At 45.9% G+C, this 21472-nt stretch carries 21 protein-coding genes and 1 pseudogene; 10 read left to right on the top strand and 12 right to left on the bottom strand.

Annotation, left to right across the window (positions count from 1 at the left end; genetic code table 11):
* Window position 1: 1 nt before the first annotated feature.
* From ACETMN_RS06430 to ACETMN_RS06405, 6 genes are all read right to left on the bottom strand, one after another.
* Window positions 2–637: a VOC family protein gene (locus ACETMN_RS06430; RefSeq protein WP_411735913.1), complete on the bottom strand. Its 636-nt coding sequence runs from the start codon at window positions 635–637 to the stop codon at window positions 2–4.
* Window positions 634–1095 (bottom strand): VOC family protein, encoded by a 462-nt coding sequence (locus ACETMN_RS06425; RefSeq protein ID WP_411735912.1) that lies wholly within the window; start codon window positions 1093–1095, stop codon window positions 634–636. Before ACETMN_RS06425 ends, ACETMN_RS06430 begins: the two co-directional genes overlap by 4 nt.
* Before the next feature lie 44 nt (window positions 1096–1139).
* Window positions 1140–1715 (bottom strand): NADPH-dependent FMN reductase, encoded by a 576-nt coding sequence (locus ACETMN_RS06420; protein WP_036611439.1) that lies wholly within the window; start codon window positions 1713–1715, stop codon window positions 1140–1142.
* Window positions 1716–1902: 187 nt separating this feature from the next.
* On the bottom strand, window positions 1903–2637 hold the full coding sequence (locus ACETMN_RS06415; RefSeq protein WP_341072617.1) for a response regulator transcription factor: 735 nt from the start codon (window positions 2635–2637) through the stop codon (window positions 1903–1905).
* 18 nt (window positions 2638–2655) lie between these two features.
* Entirely contained in the window at window positions 2656–4368 is a 1713-nt protein-coding gene (locus tag ACETMN_RS06410) for a GAF domain-containing sensor histidine kinase (protein ID WP_411735911.1), read from the bottom strand.
* A 55-nt stretch (window positions 4369–4423) separates the two neighbouring features.
* Entirely contained in the window at window positions 4424–4906 is a 483-nt protein-coding gene (locus tag ACETMN_RS06405) for an ArpU family phage packaging/lysis transcriptional regulator (RefSeq protein ID WP_411735910.1), read from the bottom strand.
* 756 nt (window positions 4907–5662) lie between these two features.
* Between ACETMN_RS06405 and ACETMN_RS06400 the strand changes: the two genes are divergently transcribed.
* From ACETMN_RS06400 to ACETMN_RS06390, 3 genes are all read left to right on the top strand, one after another.
* Window positions 5663–6106 (top strand): helix-turn-helix domain-containing protein, encoded by a 444-nt coding sequence (locus tag ACETMN_RS06400; protein ID WP_082219000.1) that lies wholly within the window; start codon window positions 5663–5665, stop codon window positions 6104–6106.
* 42 nt (window positions 6107–6148) lie between these two features.
* Window positions 6149–6565 (top strand): ImmA/IrrE family metallo-endopeptidase, encoded by a 417-nt coding sequence (locus ACETMN_RS06395; RefSeq protein WP_017690190.1) that lies wholly within the window; start codon window positions 6149–6151, stop codon window positions 6563–6565.
* Window positions 6566–6736: 171 nt separating this feature from the next.
* The gene (locus tag ACETMN_RS06390; protein ID WP_411735909.1) at window positions 6737–8536 is read left to right on the top strand and encodes a 5'-nucleotidase C-terminal domain-containing protein; all 1800 of its coding nucleotides are present in this window, start codon (window positions 6737–6739) and stop codon (window positions 8534–8536) included.
* Between the two features lie 600 nt (window positions 8537–9136).
* Here ACETMN_RS06390 and ACETMN_RS06385 read toward each other — a convergent pair.
* The gene (locus tag ACETMN_RS06385; RefSeq protein ID WP_411735908.1) at window positions 9137–10921 is read right to left on the bottom strand and encodes a proline--tRNA ligase; all 1785 of its coding nucleotides are present in this window, start codon (window positions 10919–10921) and stop codon (window positions 9137–9139) included.
* A 367-nt stretch (window positions 10922–11288) separates the two neighbouring features.
* Window positions 11289–13178, bottom strand: a pseudogene (locus tag ACETMN_RS06380) (FAD-dependent oxidoreductase).
* Between the two features lie 383 nt (window positions 13179–13561).
* Here ACETMN_RS06380 and ACETMN_RS06375 point away from each other — a divergent pair.
* Complete coding sequence (locus ACETMN_RS06375; protein ID WP_338707962.1) at window positions 13562–14233, top strand: 3'-5' exonuclease; 672 nt, start codon at window positions 13562–13564, stop codon at window positions 14231–14233.
* Window positions 14234–14290: 57 nt separating this feature from the next.
* Here ACETMN_RS06375 and ACETMN_RS06370 read toward each other — a convergent pair whose 3' ends face one another.
* The 3 genes from ACETMN_RS06370 to ACETMN_RS06360 form a co-directional block, all read right to left on the bottom strand.
* Window positions 14291–15262, bottom strand: coding sequence for a helix-turn-helix transcriptional regulator (locus ACETMN_RS06370; RefSeq protein WP_181155531.1), 972 nt, complete (start codon window positions 15260–15262; stop codon window positions 14291–14293).
* Window positions 15263–15413: 151 nt separating this feature from the next.
* Window positions 15414–16118, bottom strand: a complete 705-nt coding sequence (locus ACETMN_RS06365; RefSeq protein WP_411735907.1) for a hypothetical protein — start codon at window positions 16116–16118, stop codon at window positions 15414–15416.
* 207 nt (window positions 16119–16325) lie between these two features.
* Window positions 16326–16493, bottom strand: coding sequence for a hypothetical protein (locus ACETMN_RS06360; protein ID WP_165790126.1), 168 nt, complete (start codon window positions 16491–16493; stop codon window positions 16326–16328).
* A 330-nt stretch (window positions 16494–16823) separates the two neighbouring features.
* Here ACETMN_RS06360 and ACETMN_RS06355 point away from each other — a divergent pair, with 330 nt between their 5' ends.
* From ACETMN_RS06355 to queF, 6 genes are all read left to right on the top strand, one after another.
* Complete coding sequence (locus ACETMN_RS06355; protein ID WP_036611459.1) at window positions 16824–17279, top strand: hypothetical protein; 456 nt, start codon at window positions 16824–16826, stop codon at window positions 17277–17279.
* Between the two features lie 18 nt (window positions 17280–17297).
* Entirely contained in the window at window positions 17298–18002 is a 705-nt protein-coding gene (locus ACETMN_RS06350) for an AIM24 family protein (protein ID WP_105600752.1), read from the top strand.
* A 378-nt stretch (window positions 18003–18380) separates the two neighbouring features.
* Entirely contained in the window at window positions 18381–19058 is a 678-nt protein-coding gene (gene queC / locus ACETMN_RS06345) for a 7-cyano-7-deazaguanine synthase QueC (RefSeq protein WP_411736404.1), read from the top strand.
* On the top strand, window positions 19055–19546 hold the full coding sequence (gene queD, locus ACETMN_RS06340) for a 6-carboxytetrahydropterin synthase QueD (protein ID WP_411735906.1): 492 nt from the start codon (window positions 19055–19057) through the stop codon (window positions 19544–19546). Before queC ends, queD begins: the two co-directional genes overlap by 4 nt.
* Window positions 19539–20312, top strand: a complete 774-nt coding sequence (gene queE, locus ACETMN_RS06335) for a 7-carboxy-7-deazaguanine synthase QueE (RefSeq protein ID WP_411735905.1) — start codon at window positions 19539–19541, stop codon at window positions 20310–20312. Before queD ends, queE begins: the two co-directional genes overlap by 8 nt.
* Window positions 20313–20461: 149 nt before the next feature.
* Window positions 20462–20953, top strand: coding sequence for a preQ(1) synthase (gene queF / locus ACETMN_RS06330; RefSeq protein WP_411735904.1), 492 nt, complete (start codon window positions 20462–20464; stop codon window positions 20951–20953).
* Between the two features lie 143 nt (window positions 20954–21096).
* On the opposite strand, the gene ACETMN_RS06325 is transcribed toward queF, so the two are convergent.
* Window positions 21097–21309 (bottom strand): hypothetical protein, encoded by a 213-nt coding sequence (locus ACETMN_RS06325; protein ID WP_411735903.1) that lies wholly within the window; start codon window positions 21307–21309, stop codon window positions 21097–21099.
* Window positions 21310–21472 lie beyond the last annotated feature (163 nt).

Here is a 21472-nt window from a genome sequence, read left to right as displayed (position 1 = left end):
TTTAGCCAATTCGAAGCTTGCCCACCCCACGGATGGATACTTCCAGCGGATAAATCTCTGCTTTTTGCGTAGAGAAAAACCACGTCCGATCCTTCTTCACCACAATAAATAAACCATGTACATCTCCTACAGGAGCAAAGGTATCACTAACCTCACCCCAGCGCGTGAGTCCAATCCGCTGAAGCTCATTCACCGTAGACAGAACATCCTCCGTCACTAGGCCAATCTCACACACCTGTAATATATCTTGAGTCGAGAAGTCATGGTCACTCTCGTTCTGAATACGATGATGAGCAATCAGCTCGATAATATTGCCTGCCGGATCTTCGAAATAGAGAGAATGAGAGTTCCAGTTCGTAGAGTACGTCTCATCCCGATCTCCTTCTCTGCTTAAAACAACACGTGATGCAACCCACTGCTTCGCTTCCTTGAATCGATTCGTCGGAATCGACCAGGCCACATGATAAAAGGGCTCACGATCTGTTTCACACGGTTTGAAAATCATCTTTGTCCTTCCAACCTGCAGGTTGAAGGCCTGATCCGTCGCATTGGACACCTCCATTCCCAACGTAACGCTATAAAATTGCTTGAGGTCCTCCAGCCGTGTTGTATATAACCGTAATTCTTCAATCATCATATGTTCTTCTCCTGCATCTCCTCCCACTGACTCCACGGCACCATGCCAAGTTCAGGCTTCGCTTCATCCGGGAGCATGGCGATGAATTCAAGCAAATGACCATCCGGATCGTTAAAATATACAGATACCGCAGGCATCCAGCCGAAGACGTACAGTTCTCCGATATCATCATTCAGGAAGTTCTGTGTCTTGATTCCTTTGTTCTCCAGGTGAGCCACCGCATGTTTCATATCCTCCAGAGATACATGAAAAGCAAAGTGTTGACGTTTCACCTCGGAAGGTTCCTTTTGCCACAATCCCAGCATGGCGTTGCCTTTTCCACCAATCCAGTAGAAGGAGTTTCCGCGTTCTTTCTGCCCATAGGCATGGGGTAAACCCAGGACCGTTTCATAGAAATGATGGGATCTCTCCAGATCCGTCACGTTTAGATGTGTTTCAAATATGCCTGTAATCATCATGCTCAACCTCTTTTCCTTTTCCGATTTTTCATCTTCGTTTGTTCTCAACTCATGGTTGAATTCCGCGCATTCGTTAACGTCTGTGCCAGATTTAAAAACGATCCAATGACCCGTTGCACCCGGTCCTCTATATCCTGACTACCTTCGTACTCTTCGTATCCGTCAAAGGTCGCTTCGAATCGTCTGCGTTGCGCGCCACCAATGGATATCCACTCCTGGGCATTAATGCCATGCAGATTGCGAACAATTGCCTGCAGTTGTAAAAGGGAACTTACCCCCACCGCTCCACCAGAGGAGCTGATGGACAGGACCGGCTTACCGCTGAAATGAGCCTGACTCAGGTGATCCAGTGCATTTTTGAGCACACCACTTATACTGCCGTGATACTCTGGTGTAGACAGGATGATTGCATCAGCCGCGAGCATACGTGTATTCAGGTCTGCCAGATGTTCATGATCCGCTTGTTTTTCATCTGGCGCGTAGAATGGAAGTGGTGTCTGATACAGATCAAACAGACTGGCCTGATGTCCCTGACCTCGAATAATCTCCACAGCATACTCTCCCAGACGTGTACTGGTTGCATTGTTCCGATTGCTTCCTGCCAAAATAACAATATTCATTCATGTCACTCTCCTTGGTTTTTAATAATTCAAACTCTCATGTTTCAACCGATCTGTTATTTCTACTCTTATCTTACCTTTCTTTTGCATCCAAATCGTCAGCAGATAGACTTAACTTGAAATACCAAAAAACTCAACCTTTAGGTTGAGTTTATACGACTTAAGTATGAAGATATGTCGGAAATGGTCAGACGACCCAGCCGTTTCTTACGGCGTGAAGAGCCGCTTGCGTCCGATCCGCCAGACCCAGTTTGTCGAGCAGATGACTAACATGGGTTTTAACCGTTTTTTCGGTAATGACCAATTGAACCGCAATTTCCTTGTTGCTCAGCCCTTGAGCAATCAGCCCCAGAACCTCTTGTTCACGGCGAGTGAGCATATCCAGACCACCTAGGGATGCTTCAGTGGAATTCTTCGTCTGCTTAAGCTCTTGGAATTGACTATCTGCTGACCGATCTGTCGGTATATACTGTGGTTGCTGTTCATTTATAGACCAATCGGATGAAGCCATCACATGCATCAATTGACCTGCTGCGGCGGGATGCAATTCTACCTGACCTGCATGCACATTGCGAATGGCCACAGCCAGATCCTCCGGTTCAATATCTTTGAGCAGATACCCCTTCACCCCTGCACGCACAGCAGGAACCACATGATCCTGATCGGAAAACGATGTGAGTACAATAATTCGCGTTGCTGGCATTAATGTGCGCAGTCGTCTGGCTGTTTCGATTCCGTCCATAATCGGCATATGCAGATCCATTAATACCACGTCAGGTTTTAACGCTTCCGCCTGCGATAGTGCTTCCTGCCCGTTCGATGCTTCGCCCACAACCTTCATGTCTTGCTGTGTGGTCAAAAAAACGTGCAAACCTCTTCTCACCATCGCATGATCATCTGCGAGCAAAATCGTAATCGGCATCTCTTCTTCCCCCTGACTTTATACAGATTCGAACGGAAGTGGAATGACTGCCGTTACCGTTGTTCCCTTACGGGAAGAACTCACTATTTCTAAGCTGCCTCCGAGCGATTGAGCCCGTTCCTTCATAATGGACAGGCCCAGGGAGCTTCCAGACGACGCTTTTGGCCTGTTCGCACCACCTTTTCCCTGATCTGTGACGGTGAACACCACTTCATGATTACTTAACTTGAGGGTGACCTCAGCAGAAGGAACATCAGCGTGTTTCCGTACATTATTCAGCGCTTCCTGTCCGATTCGCCACAATGCTTCTTCTATATTACGCGGTAAAGACCGCATTCCCGTCCGATTCATCACCACTTGAAGCCCCTGGCTGGTGCCGTATTCCTGTAGCGCATGGAGCAACCCTGCTTCCAGTCCCGCGGGACGGAGCTGCATAATCAATGCGCGCATTTCCTTGAGCGCCTCCTGAGACAAAGCCCGAATATCCTTCATCGCTTCCGTTGCCGGGTGCAACTGCTCAGAGCCGGATAACATACTTTCCGCGCCTTTAGCAGTTAACGATAGTGAAAATAAAATCTGATTAACCGAATCATGCAGATCGCGAGCCAAACGGTTTCTCTCTTCCATTCGTGCAAGTTCGCGGCGATTCTCCGCCAGCTTCAGACTCTCCCATGAGGCAGCAATATGTTCGGCCAATGCCTCCAGCACTTCACGGTCCTCCTGCGCAGGACCTGATGTTCCTATTCCGATCACCAGAATTCCCATTTCCCCTGGCGTATGGTATGGAAGGGGAGCAGCAATTCCCGAGGCAATGGAATTCATAGCCTCGTCAGGCTTGCATAGGTTAAATATCTCAGCGATCTCTGTCCCAGACAGTGATGTTACACGATGACAATTGATTAGTTGGTTAATGTGGCTCGCCGCTTCTGAAGAGCCCAGCGCAATTGATAACGTTCGAACCTTATCATCCGCATAGGCTGCCTGCAAGACGAACATTCCGTTTTTCTGCTGAATAATTGTAGCAAAAGGCCAATCATAATGCTGCCCAAGCAGCTGTACAACTTTTAAAGAAAAAGCATCCGAATTGCTGCATTCGTTCACTGCAAGACCCAAGGCTGTGCTGAACTCCCCCAGCTTGGCATACAGATCAGCTCGTCGCTGCTCCGCGCGATACAATCTCATCCGCTCTACCGCACTACCAATCTGGTACGCCACGCCCTGTAACAGCGCCAGTTCACTGTCACTGAAATGTTCCTTGGCTGGCGCAGCCACGTTGAGCAGGCCGAGCATCTTCTCACCTGACCTTAACGGAACGGTTGCATGGTGGGTAATATCATGGGTATCTCCCCATTGGAATTCCACCGCATCCTCCAGCCGTTTACAGTTAATGATGTTGACCGCATGATTGAGTTGACCGTCCTTAAAGCGGTTCACACACCAGCAGGTACCCGTTCGCATGGGCTCCTTATCTTTACGCAGTAATGCCGGGGGCAGATTATAATCCGAAACACAGGTATATTCTCCACGTTCATTAATCAGAAACATCCAGCCTGCCGTTAATCCGGTCAACTCCAGTAATTTGCCGACCACGGTATCCAGCATTAAGTTCAGATCATTGGACGTATTGAGTGTTTCCGCGATTGTCTTCAACGTGACCATTTCCTGCATTCCGACTTCTTCCGTCATGGCAGACTTCTCTCCTTTGGCTGATGCCAACTGTGGTTTGTTCAACTATTGTAACCAATCCACCTTGGATATTAAAGGATCAACTTCTTCAATCGATAACTTAGCCCAGCTTCTTGCGCTCCTTGCGGGACACAGACAGCGGCTCCATATTAATCAAACCTCGATCTGACAGAGCCAGCGCCATTTTGTAGAAAGCACGCGTACGAATCTTTGTATACGTGTCCTTGCTGACAGGCGGATCAAACACATGGTTATACACTTTATAATCAAACACGTCATCGTCTTTCAGATATCGTTCACATACGAGAACACGTTCCTTTTCACTTAGACGGGACACCACAAAATCAATCGTATCGCAGTATGCCTGACGCGCACGCTGCACATCAACATTGTAAATCGCCGTTCTCGCCGTGGAATCCCCCGTCACATTGGTTGCACCGTGGAAACGCTTGGCATAACTTGCCGTCACCATAACCTCTCGTTCTTCAAATGCAATGGTCTTATAAATGCGGTATTTTTCCAGCGCAGCCTCAACAGCTGTTTGCGTTTTACGTCGGTCCAATTCGGGCAGCATCAATTCCATATTTATCTTCCTCCTTTAGTATTCTTTACTCCATTCATATCTCTCACTCTATCGTTCACGTCATGTTGTTTTGCCATCGTACTTTGCACGATGGCAAAACGCTCTTATTCATAGAGTTGTCCAGTTTCCAAAATAAATAACGACATGTCTCCAATTTCCCGCTGTTGCCTTTTGGAATTACTCCAAATCGGTATAACCCGGGGAATCCCCTTCTTCAAAGGGTGATTTCTTAAACTCCAACCTGTATCAATGTTACATTTTGTTCGTATAGTGTTCGTATTTCTATTTGAGGATACCACTTTCTGGAGATCGGAGTAAACCTTCATTTTGGTTCATTTTGACGATAAAATAAAACCTTCGCTCTCATTTCCTATGCCTTTTGGCATAATTGTTTCATATCCCTTTACCTAATGGTATATATACGTTATAGTACTGTTTAATTAATGAACTTCCGTATAAGTCATTTGATTTTTGATATTAAGAAGCTCCCCTTGAACTCCTTGATGCCGCTAAGGTACATATCACGCGCATACGTAGTGAAGGAGACGGAATCGATTCTGAAGAAGCAAAGCGTTCGCCTTTATCAACGGATTTCACCCTTTAGGAAAGGGAAATAGGAAATCCGGGGATAACAGCGATCAAAAGAACGATCCGAATCCGGAACGGCGCACCCGCAAAGGTTTAGGGTTGTCGCATTCAACTTTCCTTCTTAATATTAATTTCAAGCACTTGTACGAATCAAAGGAGTTGGCATACATGGTGGAGCACGCTTTTGGTCCTTATATGAAACAACTGCGCGAGCAACAGGGATACAGCATCAATCAGCTCGCCGAAGCAGCCGGAATAAGCAATTCGCAGATTTCACGTATTGAAAATGGGGTCCGGGGTGTGCCGAAACCAGCGACCATCCGCAAAATTTCAGACGCACTCTCAGTGCCTTATACAGAGATGATGAAGCAGGCTGGTTATATTGAACCAGGAAGTGCTGCTGAACTTCAGGACGTACCGGAATGGGCTACATACAAAGACCGTCGTGATTTCAAAAAGATGTTGGAGGACGATGATGATCTGATGTTTGACGGCATTCCACTCGATGAAGAGGACAAGAAACGAATCAAGGATGTGCTGACAGGTCTGTTCTGGGAAGCCAAACAGATGAACAAACGCAAAAAGACAGACGAATCGGACAATCGCCCATGAGGCATGACCCACTGAATTTAATGAGGCAGCAGGTGAGATCATATGGATGACATCGTAACAAAGCTGATTCGAAAACACCGGACCAACTGCCCGTTCAGCATTGCCCGCGCGGTTGGAATACAGATTCGTTTCACCAATTTGGGGAAGTCCACTAAGGGACTGTACTTTCGCAAGCTCCGGCGCAGGTTTATCGTCATACACAATGATTTGCCGCCGGAATGGCAACGGTTCGTGTGCGCCCATGAGCTTGGTCATGACCGGCTTCATAAAGGGATTAATCGATTCTTTCTGGAGGAACATTCCTATTTTGCTCCAGGCAAGCTGGAAAGACAGGCTAACCGTTTTGCCATTCAATTGCTGACCTCCGGAGTGATGCCTGAACCGGATGAATCTTTGGAGAAATTTTGTTTACGTACCGGACTGCCGCGTGAAGCGCAGCATTTTTTTTACACTCTTTAAGAACATACGTTCTTTCCGGAGATTATATTTTCCAACAGCAGATTACATGTCACTTTCAGGTTACTTATTTTTACGTAATTCGCGAGATTTCCTAATAATAGTCTGTTAAAATACTATTTGAGCTGTGTAAACGCTCAAGTAGATTATTATCATGGGAGGTTTCGGATTCATATGAAAATCTGGAAGAATTACGTATCACTTCTGCTAACGGTCTGTTTGCTGTTTGGCAGTGTAGGTATTGCCGCGGCTGCAACGGATACCACTCCGGGAACAGGCAAACACATTACCATTCTACATACGAATGATACGCATGCCCGTGCAGTTGAATCTTCACCTGCTATGGGTTTTGCCAAAGTAGCTGGAATCGCTGACAAATATCGTAGCGAAAACCCGAACACACTCTTGCTTGATGCTGGAGATGCTGTACATGGTACAACTTTTGCCACTCTTGTGAATGGTGAGAGCATCGTGAAAGTCATGAATGAAATGGGATACCAAGCCATCGTACCGGGTAACCACGAATTCAACTATGGTTCGGAGCGTCTGATCGAACTGGCAGACATGATGAACTTCCCCATGCTGAGTGCCAATGTGAAGAAAAAAGACGGAACACGTCTCTTCGATCCTTACCTCATTAAAGAAGTAGATGGCGTGAAAATTGGTATCATCGCTTTGACAACACCGGAAACGTTGTACAAAACGAATCCCAAAAACGTAGAAGGTCTTGATATTACTGATCCATCTGCGGAAGCCAAAGTTCTGGTAAACGAAATTCGCAGCAAAGTCGATGTTGTTGTTGTCCTCGGACACCTTGGACAAGACGCATCCAGCACGGATACTAGCTTTAAAGTTGTTAAAGAAGTCCCTGGCATCGATGTATTCATCGATGGTCACAGCCACACTGTACTGCAAGATGGCCTTGTATCCGATAACGGAACATTGATTGCAAGCGCAGGAGAATACACTAACTACGTCGGTGTCATCGATCTGTGGGTAGACAGTGGTAAAGTAACGAAGAAACAAGCAACATTAATTGATGAAACCGAAGCAAAAGACATCAAACCAAATGAGAAAGTTACAACTCTCGTGAACTCCATTCAAAAAGAACAAGAACCTATCTTGAAAGAAGAAGTAGCCAATACAGCTATTCTGCTGGATGGTAAACGTGAACAGGTACGTGCAGGAGAAACTAATCTGGGTGACCTGCTTGCAGATGCCATTCGTGATGTCAGCAAGGCCGACATCGCCCTGACTAACGGTGGTGGTATCCGTGCTTCCATCGAAAAAGGGATCGTAACTAAAGGTGATGTTATCACAGTGCTTCCTTTTGGTAATCAAGTGGTAACCCTTGAAGTGAAAGGGTCCGATATTCTGGCAGCCCTTGAAGTCGGTGTAGCTTCCTACCCGGAACCAAGCGGTGGATTCCCGCAAGTATCTGGTATCAAGTTCAAAATCGACACTTCCGCTGCAGAAGGTAGCCGTGTACATTCCGTAACCGTTGGCGATAAAGCCCTTGATCCGGAAGCAACGTATACACTCGCAACCAATGATTTCACAGCTGTTGGTGGTGACGAATACACCATGTTTGCCAAATATCCAACTACGGGTATGTATGGCGCGCTGGACGAAGCATTGATTAATTACATGCAGAAGCTTGGCGCTGTAGACATCAAAACAGATGGTCGGATCAGTGAAGCGAAGAAACCTGCAGTAGAGCCGGAAACTCCGGCAACAGAAACACCGGCTCCAACTAAGCCAAAACCAGAAACACCTAAACCGGAAAAACCGTCTAAACCAACACCAAGTAAACCAGCTCCAGCCAAACTGCATGTTGTTAAATCCGGAGATTCCCTGTACTCCATCTCCAAACAATACGGCACAACTTGGCAGGCATTGCAAAAGCTGAACAATATCAAAAATCCACACTGGATTTATCCAGGTCAACAATTGAAATTGCCTGCAGCTTCTTAAGCTCAGCAAAGCAAAGTGCATATAGGCATGATCACTTATAAGGTGCAACAACATAACGGATTAATCTTGTCATAACCAAAAGGGTGTCCCCAAAGCCAGATTACTGGTTGAGGGGACACCCTTTTGTATCTCCGTTCTTAAACATCAATCCACATCAGATAATTGAACATTTACTGTGGACATATCCTGCTGATCCTAACAATCATCTGAGGCAAAAATAAACCCCAGCCAGGCCTTTACGGACCAACTTCATCATGTGCCTGCCACACCGAACTATATAAAAACTCTCCGGAATGACCGTGTTCATGCGGTTATTGTACTTTTATTTCGACATCTCTATCTTCTCAACATTGCATACTTGCACATAGATCCACCTGCGTATGATCATCTTCAAATCCTTAATCATAAAATCACTTGTATACTGAAGACATATGTCCAAATATAGTTATTTCGTATGATATCACTCATAAAATCCTACCAAATTGCATGCCTATAGCCCTCTTTTTCATGCTCACATTGGAATTTCAGCAATAAAAATCAGCTACCGCATCATATTCGGTACTATTATATGAACTCATATAATTAACGAATCCCCTTAATTTAGGAAGTGAGCTGTTCCTTCACATAAAGCACAGCTTCCTGTGCCGCCAACCCGATTCGTTTCGATTCACCTGATGCTGCAAGTGCGTGTGATCCCAGTTCGACCTGTCCTTCTGCTGCTCCTCGGCCAATAACGATCTGCACAGGCAATCCGATCAGCTCCGCATCCTTGAATTTCACACCTGGACGTTCATCCCGATCATCAACCAATACAGTGAATCCGCCATCGATCAATTGTTTTTCCAGTTCGAGGGTGAGCTGACGCTGCTGCTCATCCTTCCAACTTACTGTAATCAGATGCACATCATAAGGTGCAACAGCGGCAGGCCATTTTATGCCATCATCTCCTGCATACTGTTCAGCTATAGCGGCCATCAGGCGGGATACACCAATGCCGTAACACCCCATGACGGGCGCACACTGGCGACCATTACTATCCAGGAATGAAGCGCCCATGGCATCACTATATTTCGTCCCCAACTTGAAAATATGGCCAACCTCGATGCCTTTGGTAAACACAAGTGGTGATCCACATGTTGGACAAGCATCCCCTTCCGCAGCAAAGCGGATTCGTTCTACTCGCTCCAATGCAAAATCAATGCCTGGGCGTACACCGGAAACATGCACATCCACTTCATTGGCTCCTGTAATTGCACTCTTCATCACTGCCACGTCAGCGTCCACCACCATCGGCAGATTTAGTCCAATCGGACCCAGGAATCCTACCTTCAGATTTGGATGTGCCGCAATGGTTGCATCGTCTGCAAGGATCAGTTCCTCTGGCCCCAACACCTGCTTCAATGCGACATCATTCAGTTCATGATCTCCACGCACAAGCGCAGCGACGAGCTGACCATCCGCCACATAAAGCAGCGTTTTGATCATATGTTCAGCACCTTTGCCCACAAAAGTGGTTAACTCTGCGATCGTACGAACGCCAGGTGTCGAGATACGTACTACGTTTTCCACTCCTGAATATTCATCCGTTTGAAGCGCGGAGTCTGCACTCGCATAGTCGGCTGGAACATCCGAACTTCCTTCTTTTTTCTCCATATCTCCAGAAGTCTGATAATCCGCTTTTTCCAGATTCGCAGCATATCCGCAATGTTTGCAAGTTACAATCGTGTCCTCACCCACATCAGCAAGAGCCATGAACTCGTGTGTTTCCCCTTGACCGCCAATCGTTCCTGCATCCGCCTCAACACGGATATAGTCCAGACCACAACGCTCCAAAATGCGACTATAAGCTGTGTTCATCGCCTGATAGGTACGATCAAGCTCTTCCCAATCGGAAGCAAAAGAGTACGCATCTTTCATGATAAATTCACGACCGCGCAGCAATCCAAATCGAGGACGCCGTTCATCCCGGAACTTGGTTCCGATCTGGTACAGCGTGAATGGCAGCTTACGATACGAACTCACCTCATCCCGCGCTAACGCAGTTACAACTTCTTCATGTGTTGGTCCAAGAGCAAATTCCCGTGCATGACGATCCTTCAGACGCATCAATTCGGGACCATACTGTGTGTATCTTCCGGATTCTTCCCACAACTCCGCAGGCTGCATAATCGGCAGCAACACCTCCTGACACCCGGCACGATCCATCTCTTCTCGAACAATCCGTTCAACATTTAACAATATACGCCGTCCGAGGGGCAGATAACTGTAAATTCCCGCAGCCAGTTGGCGAATCATACCGGAACGCAGTAACCAGCGATGTCCCGCTGCATCTGCCTCCGCTGGCGCTTCACGTAATGTTGGGACAAGCATTTCACTTTGACGCATCATAACACACTCCTAATCTTCCTTTTACTTATCAAATACGGCGCATAAACAGCAAAAAGACACATCCGTCAAGGGACGAATGTGTCGTGGTACCACCCTTATTTAACTGCAAATTAATCCGTTCGCAACCTATGCGATCTGTAACATGCAGTCCTACGGGGCATAACGGGCCCTGCCGGCGGAGGTTGCAACCCTGTATGGGCATTCCTTCCGCAGCTCGCGAGGTAGGAATTTATGAAGCAGCTACAGGAACCTTGCACCACACTGTTCCCTCTCTGTTGAAGCTGGCTTGCACAATCATGTCCTCGTTATAACGCTGTTATCATTTTTGACCACATTAGTTCATTTACAAGTAATTGTCAACCAATTAGTCGAATACAACTCCAGAATAATACTCCACTACATCACGAATGAGCATAAACGCATCCCCATTTGTAAGATTGTTCTTGTCAGCAATGCCAGCAAGCGTGTCGGCACTTATAAAGTTTTGCGTTTGTAATTGAGCAAGTGCCTGTTCAAGTGAAGTTTCCGTTTCTGAAGATCCCATTGCCAGACATAACATATACGCAGCCTGATCCAACGTTAAAGGTAGGGTTACGGCATTCTCCATATTTGCTAGAGCTTGGTCGGCACTGCCTGTGTAGGCTTCTGGAAACATCGCTTGCATTCTCTTCAATTTACTTAAAAATCGTTCTGGATTCATTCCTTTATCCAGTTCCCAACCATCGTTATTATAATTGCCTGAAGTCATGTACATACTCGCTGCAGCCAGCAATCCCTTGTAATCCTTATGTTCCATATAATCAGGCTGCTCGAAACGATGAACTTTCAGATCCATACCCTGATTCTCCAGCATCTTACGTAGTTCAGATGCTCGCTCTTCAGAAGCTGAGAGTTCGCGGAAGGACTCCTTATGGATATATGCCAGCTTGACCGCCGCTCCTGCTGCTTCTCCTTCTGCCATTCCCAGTGGGACAACTCTTGCACTACCGTGTGGGATTGTATCAAAACTTGCTGCACGTCCAACGACGAGTAAACCATCAACCTTTAGCGGTACAAGCGGGCGAAAGGGTACACCATATTGAATCGGACTCAACATAATCGTGCCGGGATTTCCAACACTCGTGCTCTGAATATCAATATCGTATGAGCCGTATCCAATGGCATCCCAATGATCACGATTTTCCATGACATCAGCTAATGTTAATCGGTACTCACCATAGATATGACGTGACTCCCTCACGTAAAGCTCGTCTGCTGTTCCAGCATACTGTAGCCCTGCAAATTCATCATAATTTTTCTTCAGAAAATCAACAATTAGTGGGGCTTCTTTACGCCCGATTTCCAGACCTTTTTTCACAGATATCGGATCTAACGGATCTACCCCAAAGATCTGCATCGTATTAATCAAGATTGTATCATCATTTTGTCTTCCGATATTCAGACTTCGAATCTTAATATGTTGTGGATTGGAGGATTCATATTTTCTAGCATCACCGTACCCCCAAGCACTCATCTTATCAACCCCGGTTCCCTCTCTTTCCCTAAACTTTTGCTATACCTCATCAGTAACACCGCTTAGCTTGAATACAAGCGTAGAGACCATTTTGGATTTACCGTCTCCAATATCTTGTCTACCTATGGAATATGGAACTCCTGCAGCGGCTGCAATATCCGCATCTTGTGTTGTATCAATGATGGAGCGGGTTGAGATCTGAACAGTTGTTCCATCTTCTTTAGTTATGCTCATACCCGTTATTGTCGTGTGATCTCCTGTAGATTGTTCAGTAAGGGGAATTAATTCCTTCGCATTCATCAACAGGTCAATATTAGGTTCAGAACGAACCATCCGATAGAATATGTTAGCCGCTGTATGGGTATCAAATGAACTTCCCTCTATCTGGTCAAACCATTCCTGGAAAATGCCTTTATTCAAAAAGTCAGGCTGCCGCAAACTACTCAATAACTGCGGTTGTTCAGGGGAATAATTTAGATCCAGCGTATTAAGGCCTCCCTCGGTCAACAATCCTCCCAACATGTTGCGATCTCTTGCTTCCACCAGCAATACACGCATCCCATTACGAGCAGCTGATAAGGCTGCAGTAATACCTTCCGGATCCGTTCCAGCTACAATAACGTTATAGGAATCTTTCAGGTTTAGTGTAGATTGCACTTCCTCCAAAGGCTGCCATACATAATTATTATTAAATTTATAATTCTTGTTCCAAATATAAAATGCACCATATGCAGCGCTCATTAAAACAATAAACACACTAGCTGTAATTGCTGTTATTTTCAATTTTCTACTAATCAAAGACACAAACCTCCATATGTACTTTAAATTCAATAATACTAACTCGTGAGTAGTTTTCCTATGTTATAGCAACAACCGACTAACTTTTTCTCCTTTTCTACATGAGTATGCTATAAACAATAAAAAACTCCCCAACACTTCAAACGGTGTTAGGAAGTTTTGATAATAAGACGGAAATGCATCAGAAAGATCATTAAACACTCAGACTGTTCCTTCATCCTGACTACAATGAATTCTCTGGCGATGGCTGACATGGCAGCACGTTCCCTGTAATATAGAGAAATAGAAATCTATCACAGGTATTAATCGATAAAGGAGCTTGTCCTATGCCATATATCATATATGATCTTGAATTCACGGTAAGCCGCAATACTCGCTATTCTTCTGAAATTATTGATATCGGTGCCGTCAAAGTTACGGAAAATGCGGATGGATTGGTTGTAACGGATACGTTCCATACGTATGTTCGTCCTTCCAATAAGTCTGTTCTGTCCACTGACACAATTCAATTTACAGGTATCACACAGAAAGATATTGATGCAGCCCCCCTTTTTCCGGCAGCACTGAATCAATTCATCGCCTGGATGGGAAGTGCCCCCTATTACATGTGTTCCTGGGGACCCGATGACCGCAGCAAACTGATCTCTCATTGTCGCACCCATCAACTTGATGTGGCCTGGATCACCAATCATAACGATCTTCAGCAGCAATGGTCACGTACCGTTCGCAAAGAAGGCAAATTCCGTCAACTCGGTCTCGCTCAGGCTCTTGAAATCTGCGGAATTGAATTTGATGGTACCCAGCACCGTGCTTTGGATGATGCCATTAATACAGCCAAGGTGTTTATGCATCAATTTGACCGATTCACTCTCGAAAACAACTGTGCAGCCGATGATGAGGGCATTACATCCAAGGTTGTCTATTCCAGCTCCACAGAAGATGAAGAGAAAGAATCCCCTTTTGGCAATCTGGCAAGCCTTTTCAAAACCAAAGAGTAACCGTCCACAGCACAGTACTTAATCGTGTTTTGCCTTAGGATAGGTGGCATTCTAATCTCAACTTTTATTGTACATTTGTTGCCAATAGTTTAGGCGTTCTTTCATCTTGATGCGGCAAATCTCAGGTTCGAGAATTTCCGCATCAGGTCCATATTTAGATATCCATACAAGAAATTCGTCAACATCACTTAATATGGCTTCAAATAACAGGCTACCTTCCGGTTCAATGGTTAGGATGGGTCGCATAAAAAATTGCTCCTGCATCACACGCTCCACAGCATGGGGTGCAAATCGAATTTTGAACGCAGTCCACTCCGCACTTCCCTCGTATGCCCAAGGAATGCGGAAGTGCGATTGCATCAGATAATCCTCTTTGCGAAACGTGCGTGGCAATATCCGTATCCTTTGCAGCCGGCTCACCTGAAATATTCGAAGTTTCTCCGACAGGTGACAATACCCTAACAGCTCAAATCTGTATTCACGAGGGATAAGACAGTAAGGATCTATGCGTACGATCCCTTTTTTACCTTGAGACAGATACTCCCCTTCAATGGTGTTCTGTGAAATGCCAGACTGAAGCAGGGTAATCAGGGATTGATTCTGCGAATCGTTGTTTTCATTTTGCCATGCTGGTAATCCCGCTTTGAACAATCCACTAATTTGCTCCGACCATTCCACTCGTTCTGTTTTGTTTTTCTGACTCGCAGCAACCACTTTCTCATAAGCGCTCTCAAAAGCAGGTTTTAGCAAAGGACGAATATTCTCCATAACTTCAGCAAGATGCATGAAAGCTTGGGCTTCTTCATCAGACCAATTTAGCGGATACATGGCAAATTGGCTGATAAACATGTACCCTTGTCCGTGTCCCATATTGGCGATCGGGATATGCATTGCACTGAGGGCCTCCATGTCGCGGTATATCGTCCTTTCCGTCGTCTCGCATCGCTGGGCGAGCTCACGTGCCAGTATACCCGGCTTGGCCTGCACCAGTGTGATAATGCGCATTAATCGGATTAGTCGGTCTGTCATTTTGCCGGACCCTCCACGATGTTGTTTCAATAAATTTGATACAACTCCATCCATTGTTTAATATGATATTGATACATACATTCGACCTTCTCCTAAACTTCACCTTCAAATATGTAGACTCTCTCTATCCCGTCACCATCTGAAATCAACCCTATTCTCCTAATATCTTTTTTTCACGATCATGATATCCCGTTGTAAACGTTATCTCATAGTGATAACGTAGTTTTTCAACGATCTCGGCTTCCGCGTAATAGTCCAAATCTTGCTTCCGCGCAGCTTCAATTAACAACGCATCAGCATGGCGACGCAACATATTACTTCCCTCCTGAACCCGGCCTCTTTCGTAGGCGCGCAGGGCTTGTTTGATCAGGGGCACGGTTTCACTTAATTTGATCGTCTTCTCCACCTTGGGATCTTCCGGCTGTCGCAACATGCCCAGATGACTGGTGTACTGAATATACAACTGTTCTCTTCGTAACAACACACGTTGACTTTGCTTCAACTTCCTTGTGCTCCAGTAGGCTGAACATACGGCAGCTTTTCCTGATACACGGGGTCCCATGACGAATTCGAGCAAAATTTGTTTACTTTCTCCCTTGTACATATCCCCAAGCCTCAATAACCAGCCAATATCCGTTTCCTTGGAACGACATCCATAGATGCCTTTTAGCTGTACTCCATATTCCGGTTTGAGCAAAAGTTCCAAATCTCTTGATACAATTTTGGGTACTATTTTCCTAAGTCTTTTGGCAGGGGCACCGTTACGCCACTCTACCATCATATATACGGGGTCGGCTCCCCCTGTCGGTATGGCCTCTTTATTCCACGAATAAGATACTTCAAAGACTGAGTTCACTGGTAGTCTCTCCCCCGATTTATATGTATTATCTTCTAAGTTATCAGGGTGAATGGACACTATATTGTCACGGAACACATGTTCTCATTAAATTTTTCCAATATATTAGTTTTATATCCCTAAATCCGTCTCAATACGACAATAAACGACGAAAAAACCTGGCACTAGGCCAAGCTTATCAATCACTTATCTATGACAAGTCCCAAATTAAACAGTAGGATGATCGTTTCCCATTTTGTGTAAATATTGTACACCATCTACTTCGTTTACCGGTGCATAGGTGACACTGTCAATGACCAGCTTACGCCCTACTGGCTCTCCATTAACAGTGATCATGATTGTTTTGGTTGATGTGTTCTGATCTGCTGTATACATATGTTTCTACTCCTTCATGTTCACGATCTTATATTCAATCGGATATATTGGTATCGTTCATTAAATTGCGCATTTGTGAATAGCATGCACCCGGAACTGAAGTAAAAGATCTGTTAAACGGTCCGGTGTGCTTGCCTATCGTTCTATTACCCGGCAGATTTGTAAGTTAAACAGCCTTGTTCCTAAATCATTTTAAATATTTCGGGTAATAACACGATATCATCTTGAACCCATCGTCCCGGTTTTGACGTATAATGTAAGAGCCGTATTTCAACAATAGACGACGAATTCGGCGCTTGATCTATCTAACCGAAGAAAGAGGTGTTAACGATGCCAAAATCCATTCAGGGTTATTTCATTCGGGTGTTATTCACCACATGCATTCTATTTACCGTTTCGATCGCTTCGACAGTAAGTGCTGCCAGTGCCAATATTTTTACGGATATATACAGTGGATGGGAGCGAGTCTCCGAATTGCCCGGAGAAGTGAACGCTCTGCAGGAAAGTTATAAGCAAACGATGGAGCAATTAAATCAAACGTCTGCTCAGTTGGGACAAGCCCAGGCCAATGTCGAAGCATTTAAGACCCAGAACGAACAACTGCTGGCTCAGAACCAGAAACTCACTGAAATGGTAAGTAAATTACAGGACGACCAGAATGCCAAAGCAGCTACCACCAAACGAATTCAGACGACGATCATCACTGTCGTTTCGCTCATATTGGGTTACTTTGTTCTGATTCGTGTGATGCGCTGGGGAATGCGTCGCCGTTCCGGCCGAGTATAAAAGAACAGGAGCAACTGCATGAACATACACCTGAACAATGCTGAAGCAAGCGGAGCAGGACAAGTCGTCACATTTTCACTGATTAAAGATGACCGCCTTCATATTTTGCATCCGCAGCAAATTGTGGCCTTCCGCGGTCCAAGTGGGAGTCGCAATGACAAATTCATGAATATCACGGGCATATATCGCAAAAAAAAGCTGATTAAATCCGAAATCACCGGACCCTGCCAATTTGTGGCTGCCCTGCCTCCCGGATTCACGATGAAGGAAGTGGAGCTCACGGAGGACAGTGATCTGCTCTACGACTTCCGCCACCTGTTCTTCTACTCGGATGGTGTAACCATGCATACCAAAATCCAGAAAATCAAAAACATGCTGATCACCCGTGATGCAGTGAAAATGAAATTTTCCGGCAAAGGCAAAATCGGATTGCTCACCCAAGGCCAAGTCTGCCAACAGGAACTTCATCCAACAGCGCCGCTCTATGTGGATGCTGGCAGCATTATTGCCTATCCCGAAAATGCACATCTTGAACTCACCGTATATGGTAACAACCTTGCCAGTCAGCATATGAATTATCATTGGAAGATGACAGGACATGGATCTGTACTCTTTCAGGCTGGACGTGAGAATCGCCGCTTGGAACAGGATCTTAACGATGAGGGACTGTTCAAACGAATTCTGAAAGAAGTTATCCCTTTCGGCAATGTATTGATCAAATAAGCTGTTAGTTGATGGAGCCGACCGATTAGCTGCCACTATGCTCCAGTGGGGTGGTCACCGCGCGGTTTCATGTTATAATAGTTCAGACAATTGAAGAAGAAAATCCATGCCTGTGGCATGGGAGAGGTTCGCGAACTCCCTCTATAAGACTAGACTTGACCATGTGATGGTCAGTATACGTCTTGCGTACACGTTGCGGTCACCATGCAATCATGTACGTAAAAAACTAAGGACACTTACTCTTGCCTGCTTTTTTGAAGCGGTTATCGAGAAGGTGTGTTTTTTGATGGATGCCAGTTCATGAACTTCTCTGTTCTTCCGACACTCTATGCCTATGTGCATGGTTTGATCTCAAGAAGATAGAGAGGTTTTTTTATGTTGAACGAAGAAAAAGCAGTCGTTGTATTCAGCGGCGGACAGGATAGTACCACGTGTCTGTTCTGGGCCAAACAACAGTTTGCCGAAGTCGAGGTTGTTACGTTTGATTACGGTCAGCGCCACAAACTGGAGATTGAATGTGCAGCCGAGATCGCTCGTGATCTGGGCGTACAGCAAACGGTACTCGATATGAGTCTGTTAAATCAGCTTGCCCCCAATGCGCTCACTCGCACAGATGTGGAGATTACGCATGAAGAAGGCGAACTGCCGAGTACATTTGTAGATGGACGAAATCTGCTGTTCCTCAGTTTTGCAGCCATTATGGCAAAGCAAAAAGGAGCACGTCACCTAGTTACAGGTGTATGCGAGACGGATTTCAGCGGATACCCAGATTGCCGGGATTCATTTGTGAAATCAATGAATGTGACGCTTAACCTGTCCATGGACTATCCATTTGTCATTCACACCCCGCTCATGTGGCTGGACAAAGCCCAAACGTGGAAGATGGCCGATGATCTCGGTGCTTTTGATTATGTACGCGAGCGTACCCTGACCTGTTATAACGGCGTGATCGGCGATGGATGCGGAGAGTGCCCTGCTTGCAAACTGCGCAAAGCCGGACTGGATCGTTATGTACAGCAACGTGCTACCGGATCTACGGGAGTGGATGTACGATGAGAGAGCCGGGAACATTCCGTATTGTAGAGCATCTGCAACGCATCGGAGAAGATATTCTACCCACCCAGCTGCGCTATCACCGCAAACGTGTGCTCGTCAGCAAAGAGTTTACATTTGACGCGGCACATCATCTGCATTGTTATGAAGGCAAGTGCAAGAATCTGCACGGTCATACGTATAAAGTGATTTTTGGTATCAGCGGTTATCCGGGTGAAACCGGGCTGACGGTTGATTTTGGACATATCAAAGATATATGGAAAACTCAAATTGAGGGATATCTGGATCATCAGTACCTTAACGAGACACTTCCTTTAATGAATACAACGGCTGAAAATATGGTCGTTTGGCTGTTCGAACAGATGGAACATGCGTTGCAAACGGAACCCTATGCCGGGCTGACCGATGGTGGGCGGACGGAGTTTGTAAGGCTCTTCGAGACACCAACCAGTTACGCGGAAGTGAGACGGGAGTGGATGATCCATGAGTAGTGTGACACACCAGGTGAATGAGACTGGATCTCGCAAAGAGGCTCGTATTCCCGTGATGGAGATTTTTGGTCCGACGGTTCAAGGCGAAGGCATGGTCATCGGGCAAAAAACGATGTTTGTTCGCACCGCGGGCTGCGATTATCGCTGCTCCTGGTGCGACTCGGCCTTTACCTGGGACGGCAGTGGCAAGGACCAGATTCGAATGATTACGCCAGAGGACGTATGGGAAGAATTGCGCCGCGTTGGCGGCACCCGCTTCTCCCATGTCACCATCTCTGGCGGTAATCCCGCCCTGCTTGCTTCGCTGGGCGGATTGGTTGCCCTGCTGCGGGAGAACGGTATCCGCACCGCGGTGGAGACGCAGGGCTCTCGCTGGCAGCCTTGGCTGGCGGACATTGACGAAGTCACCGTCTCGCCTAAGCCACCCAGCTCTGGCATGGACACCGATTGGGCCTTGCTGGATGATCTGATCGGAAGGCTGGCCGCTGGCCCGGTAGAACGAAGTCACAGTCTGAAGATCGTGATCTTCGATGAGACAGACCTGGACTATGCCCGCAGTGTGCATGCGCGGTATCCGGGCACGGATTTATTTTTACAAACCGGGAACCCGGATGTAACTTCCGCCGATACACCAGATCTGGCGTCCTCACTGCTTGCTCGTTATGAGTGGCTGATCGACCAAGTTAGTGCCTCCGATGACCTGAATGATGTTCGTGTTCTTCCGCAGCTACATACGTTGGTATGGGGCAACAAACGCGGCGTTTAATGGGCAGTATGGGTGAAATGGGCGGCATGATGTACAGATGAGGATGAAATTCACTCAGATAATAAAGAGAATTAATCAGGCAAAATTGCCTATTCATATATACCGCGAGGCTTCGGGCTTTGGCGGAAACAAGGAGCGTTTACGAACCGATGAGACAACCTGATGAGATGCAAGATGTGACGTTGCTGGGCAACCAGAACGTAAAATATACGTTTGAATATGATCAGGGCATTCTGGAGAGCTTTGATAACAAACATCCGTACCGTGATTATTTTGTAAAATTCAACTGCCCGGAGTTCACCAGCCTGTGCCCGATTACGGGTCAGCCAGACTTTGCAACGATCTATATCAGCTACATTCCGGATGTGAAAATGGTCGAGAGTAAATCACTCAAGCTGTACCTGTTCAGCTTCCGTAACCATGGTGATTTCCACGAGGATTGTGTGAATATCATCATGAATGACCTGATCAAGCTGATGGACCCGCGTTACATCGAAGTATGGGGCAAATTCACACCGCGCGGCGGTATTTCCATTGACCCTTATACGAACTACGGTAAGCCGGGAACGAAGTACGAGCAGATGGCCGACCACCGCATGATGAATCATGACATGTATCCGGAGACGATTGATAATCGTTAAACTGGCGGGTAAATCAACTCTGCTATAACTAAAATAAATTATTGGTCACAGAAAAGCCGAACTCTTCAAATCTGAAGGAGTTCGGCTTTTTAGTATAAACCTTTAGAAACTCAGTCTCTCAATACAATGGGATCGCAATGCGTTCAAGTAGACTGATCTTCCTTTAGTTCTCTGACTTTTTTGACGTAATGTCTCAACATCAGCACACCAATTGACTGAAAAATGATAAATATGACAATAGCAGCAGATAGAGATTTCGGTGCTACATAGATAACCTGAAACGTTATTACAGCCATATACAAAATAGTCATCACCAACTCACGTTTGGCGGATTCATAAGGTGATAAGGATTTCATATACATCCCTCCTCTATCCTTCTTACACATAAATATGGGTCTTCTTACAGTAGATGCTAAAGTAATACGTTTACTTTGTAAATGCAATGCTATTAATAAACACCTTGGAAATAGAGTTGAATTCATCAACGTTTTCCCTTGTTCCCCTTGTCGGTCCAATCAA

The sequence above is a fragment of the Paenibacillus sp. M2 genome, from assembly GCF_046713495.1.
In the GTDB taxonomy this organism is placed as follows: domain Bacteria; phylum Bacillota; class Bacilli; order Paenibacillales; family Paenibacillaceae; genus Paenibacillus; species Paenibacillus amylolyticus_B.
The sequence above is the reverse complement of the archived record's forward strand: the minus strand, read 5'-3'. Positions and strand labels throughout refer to the sequence as shown.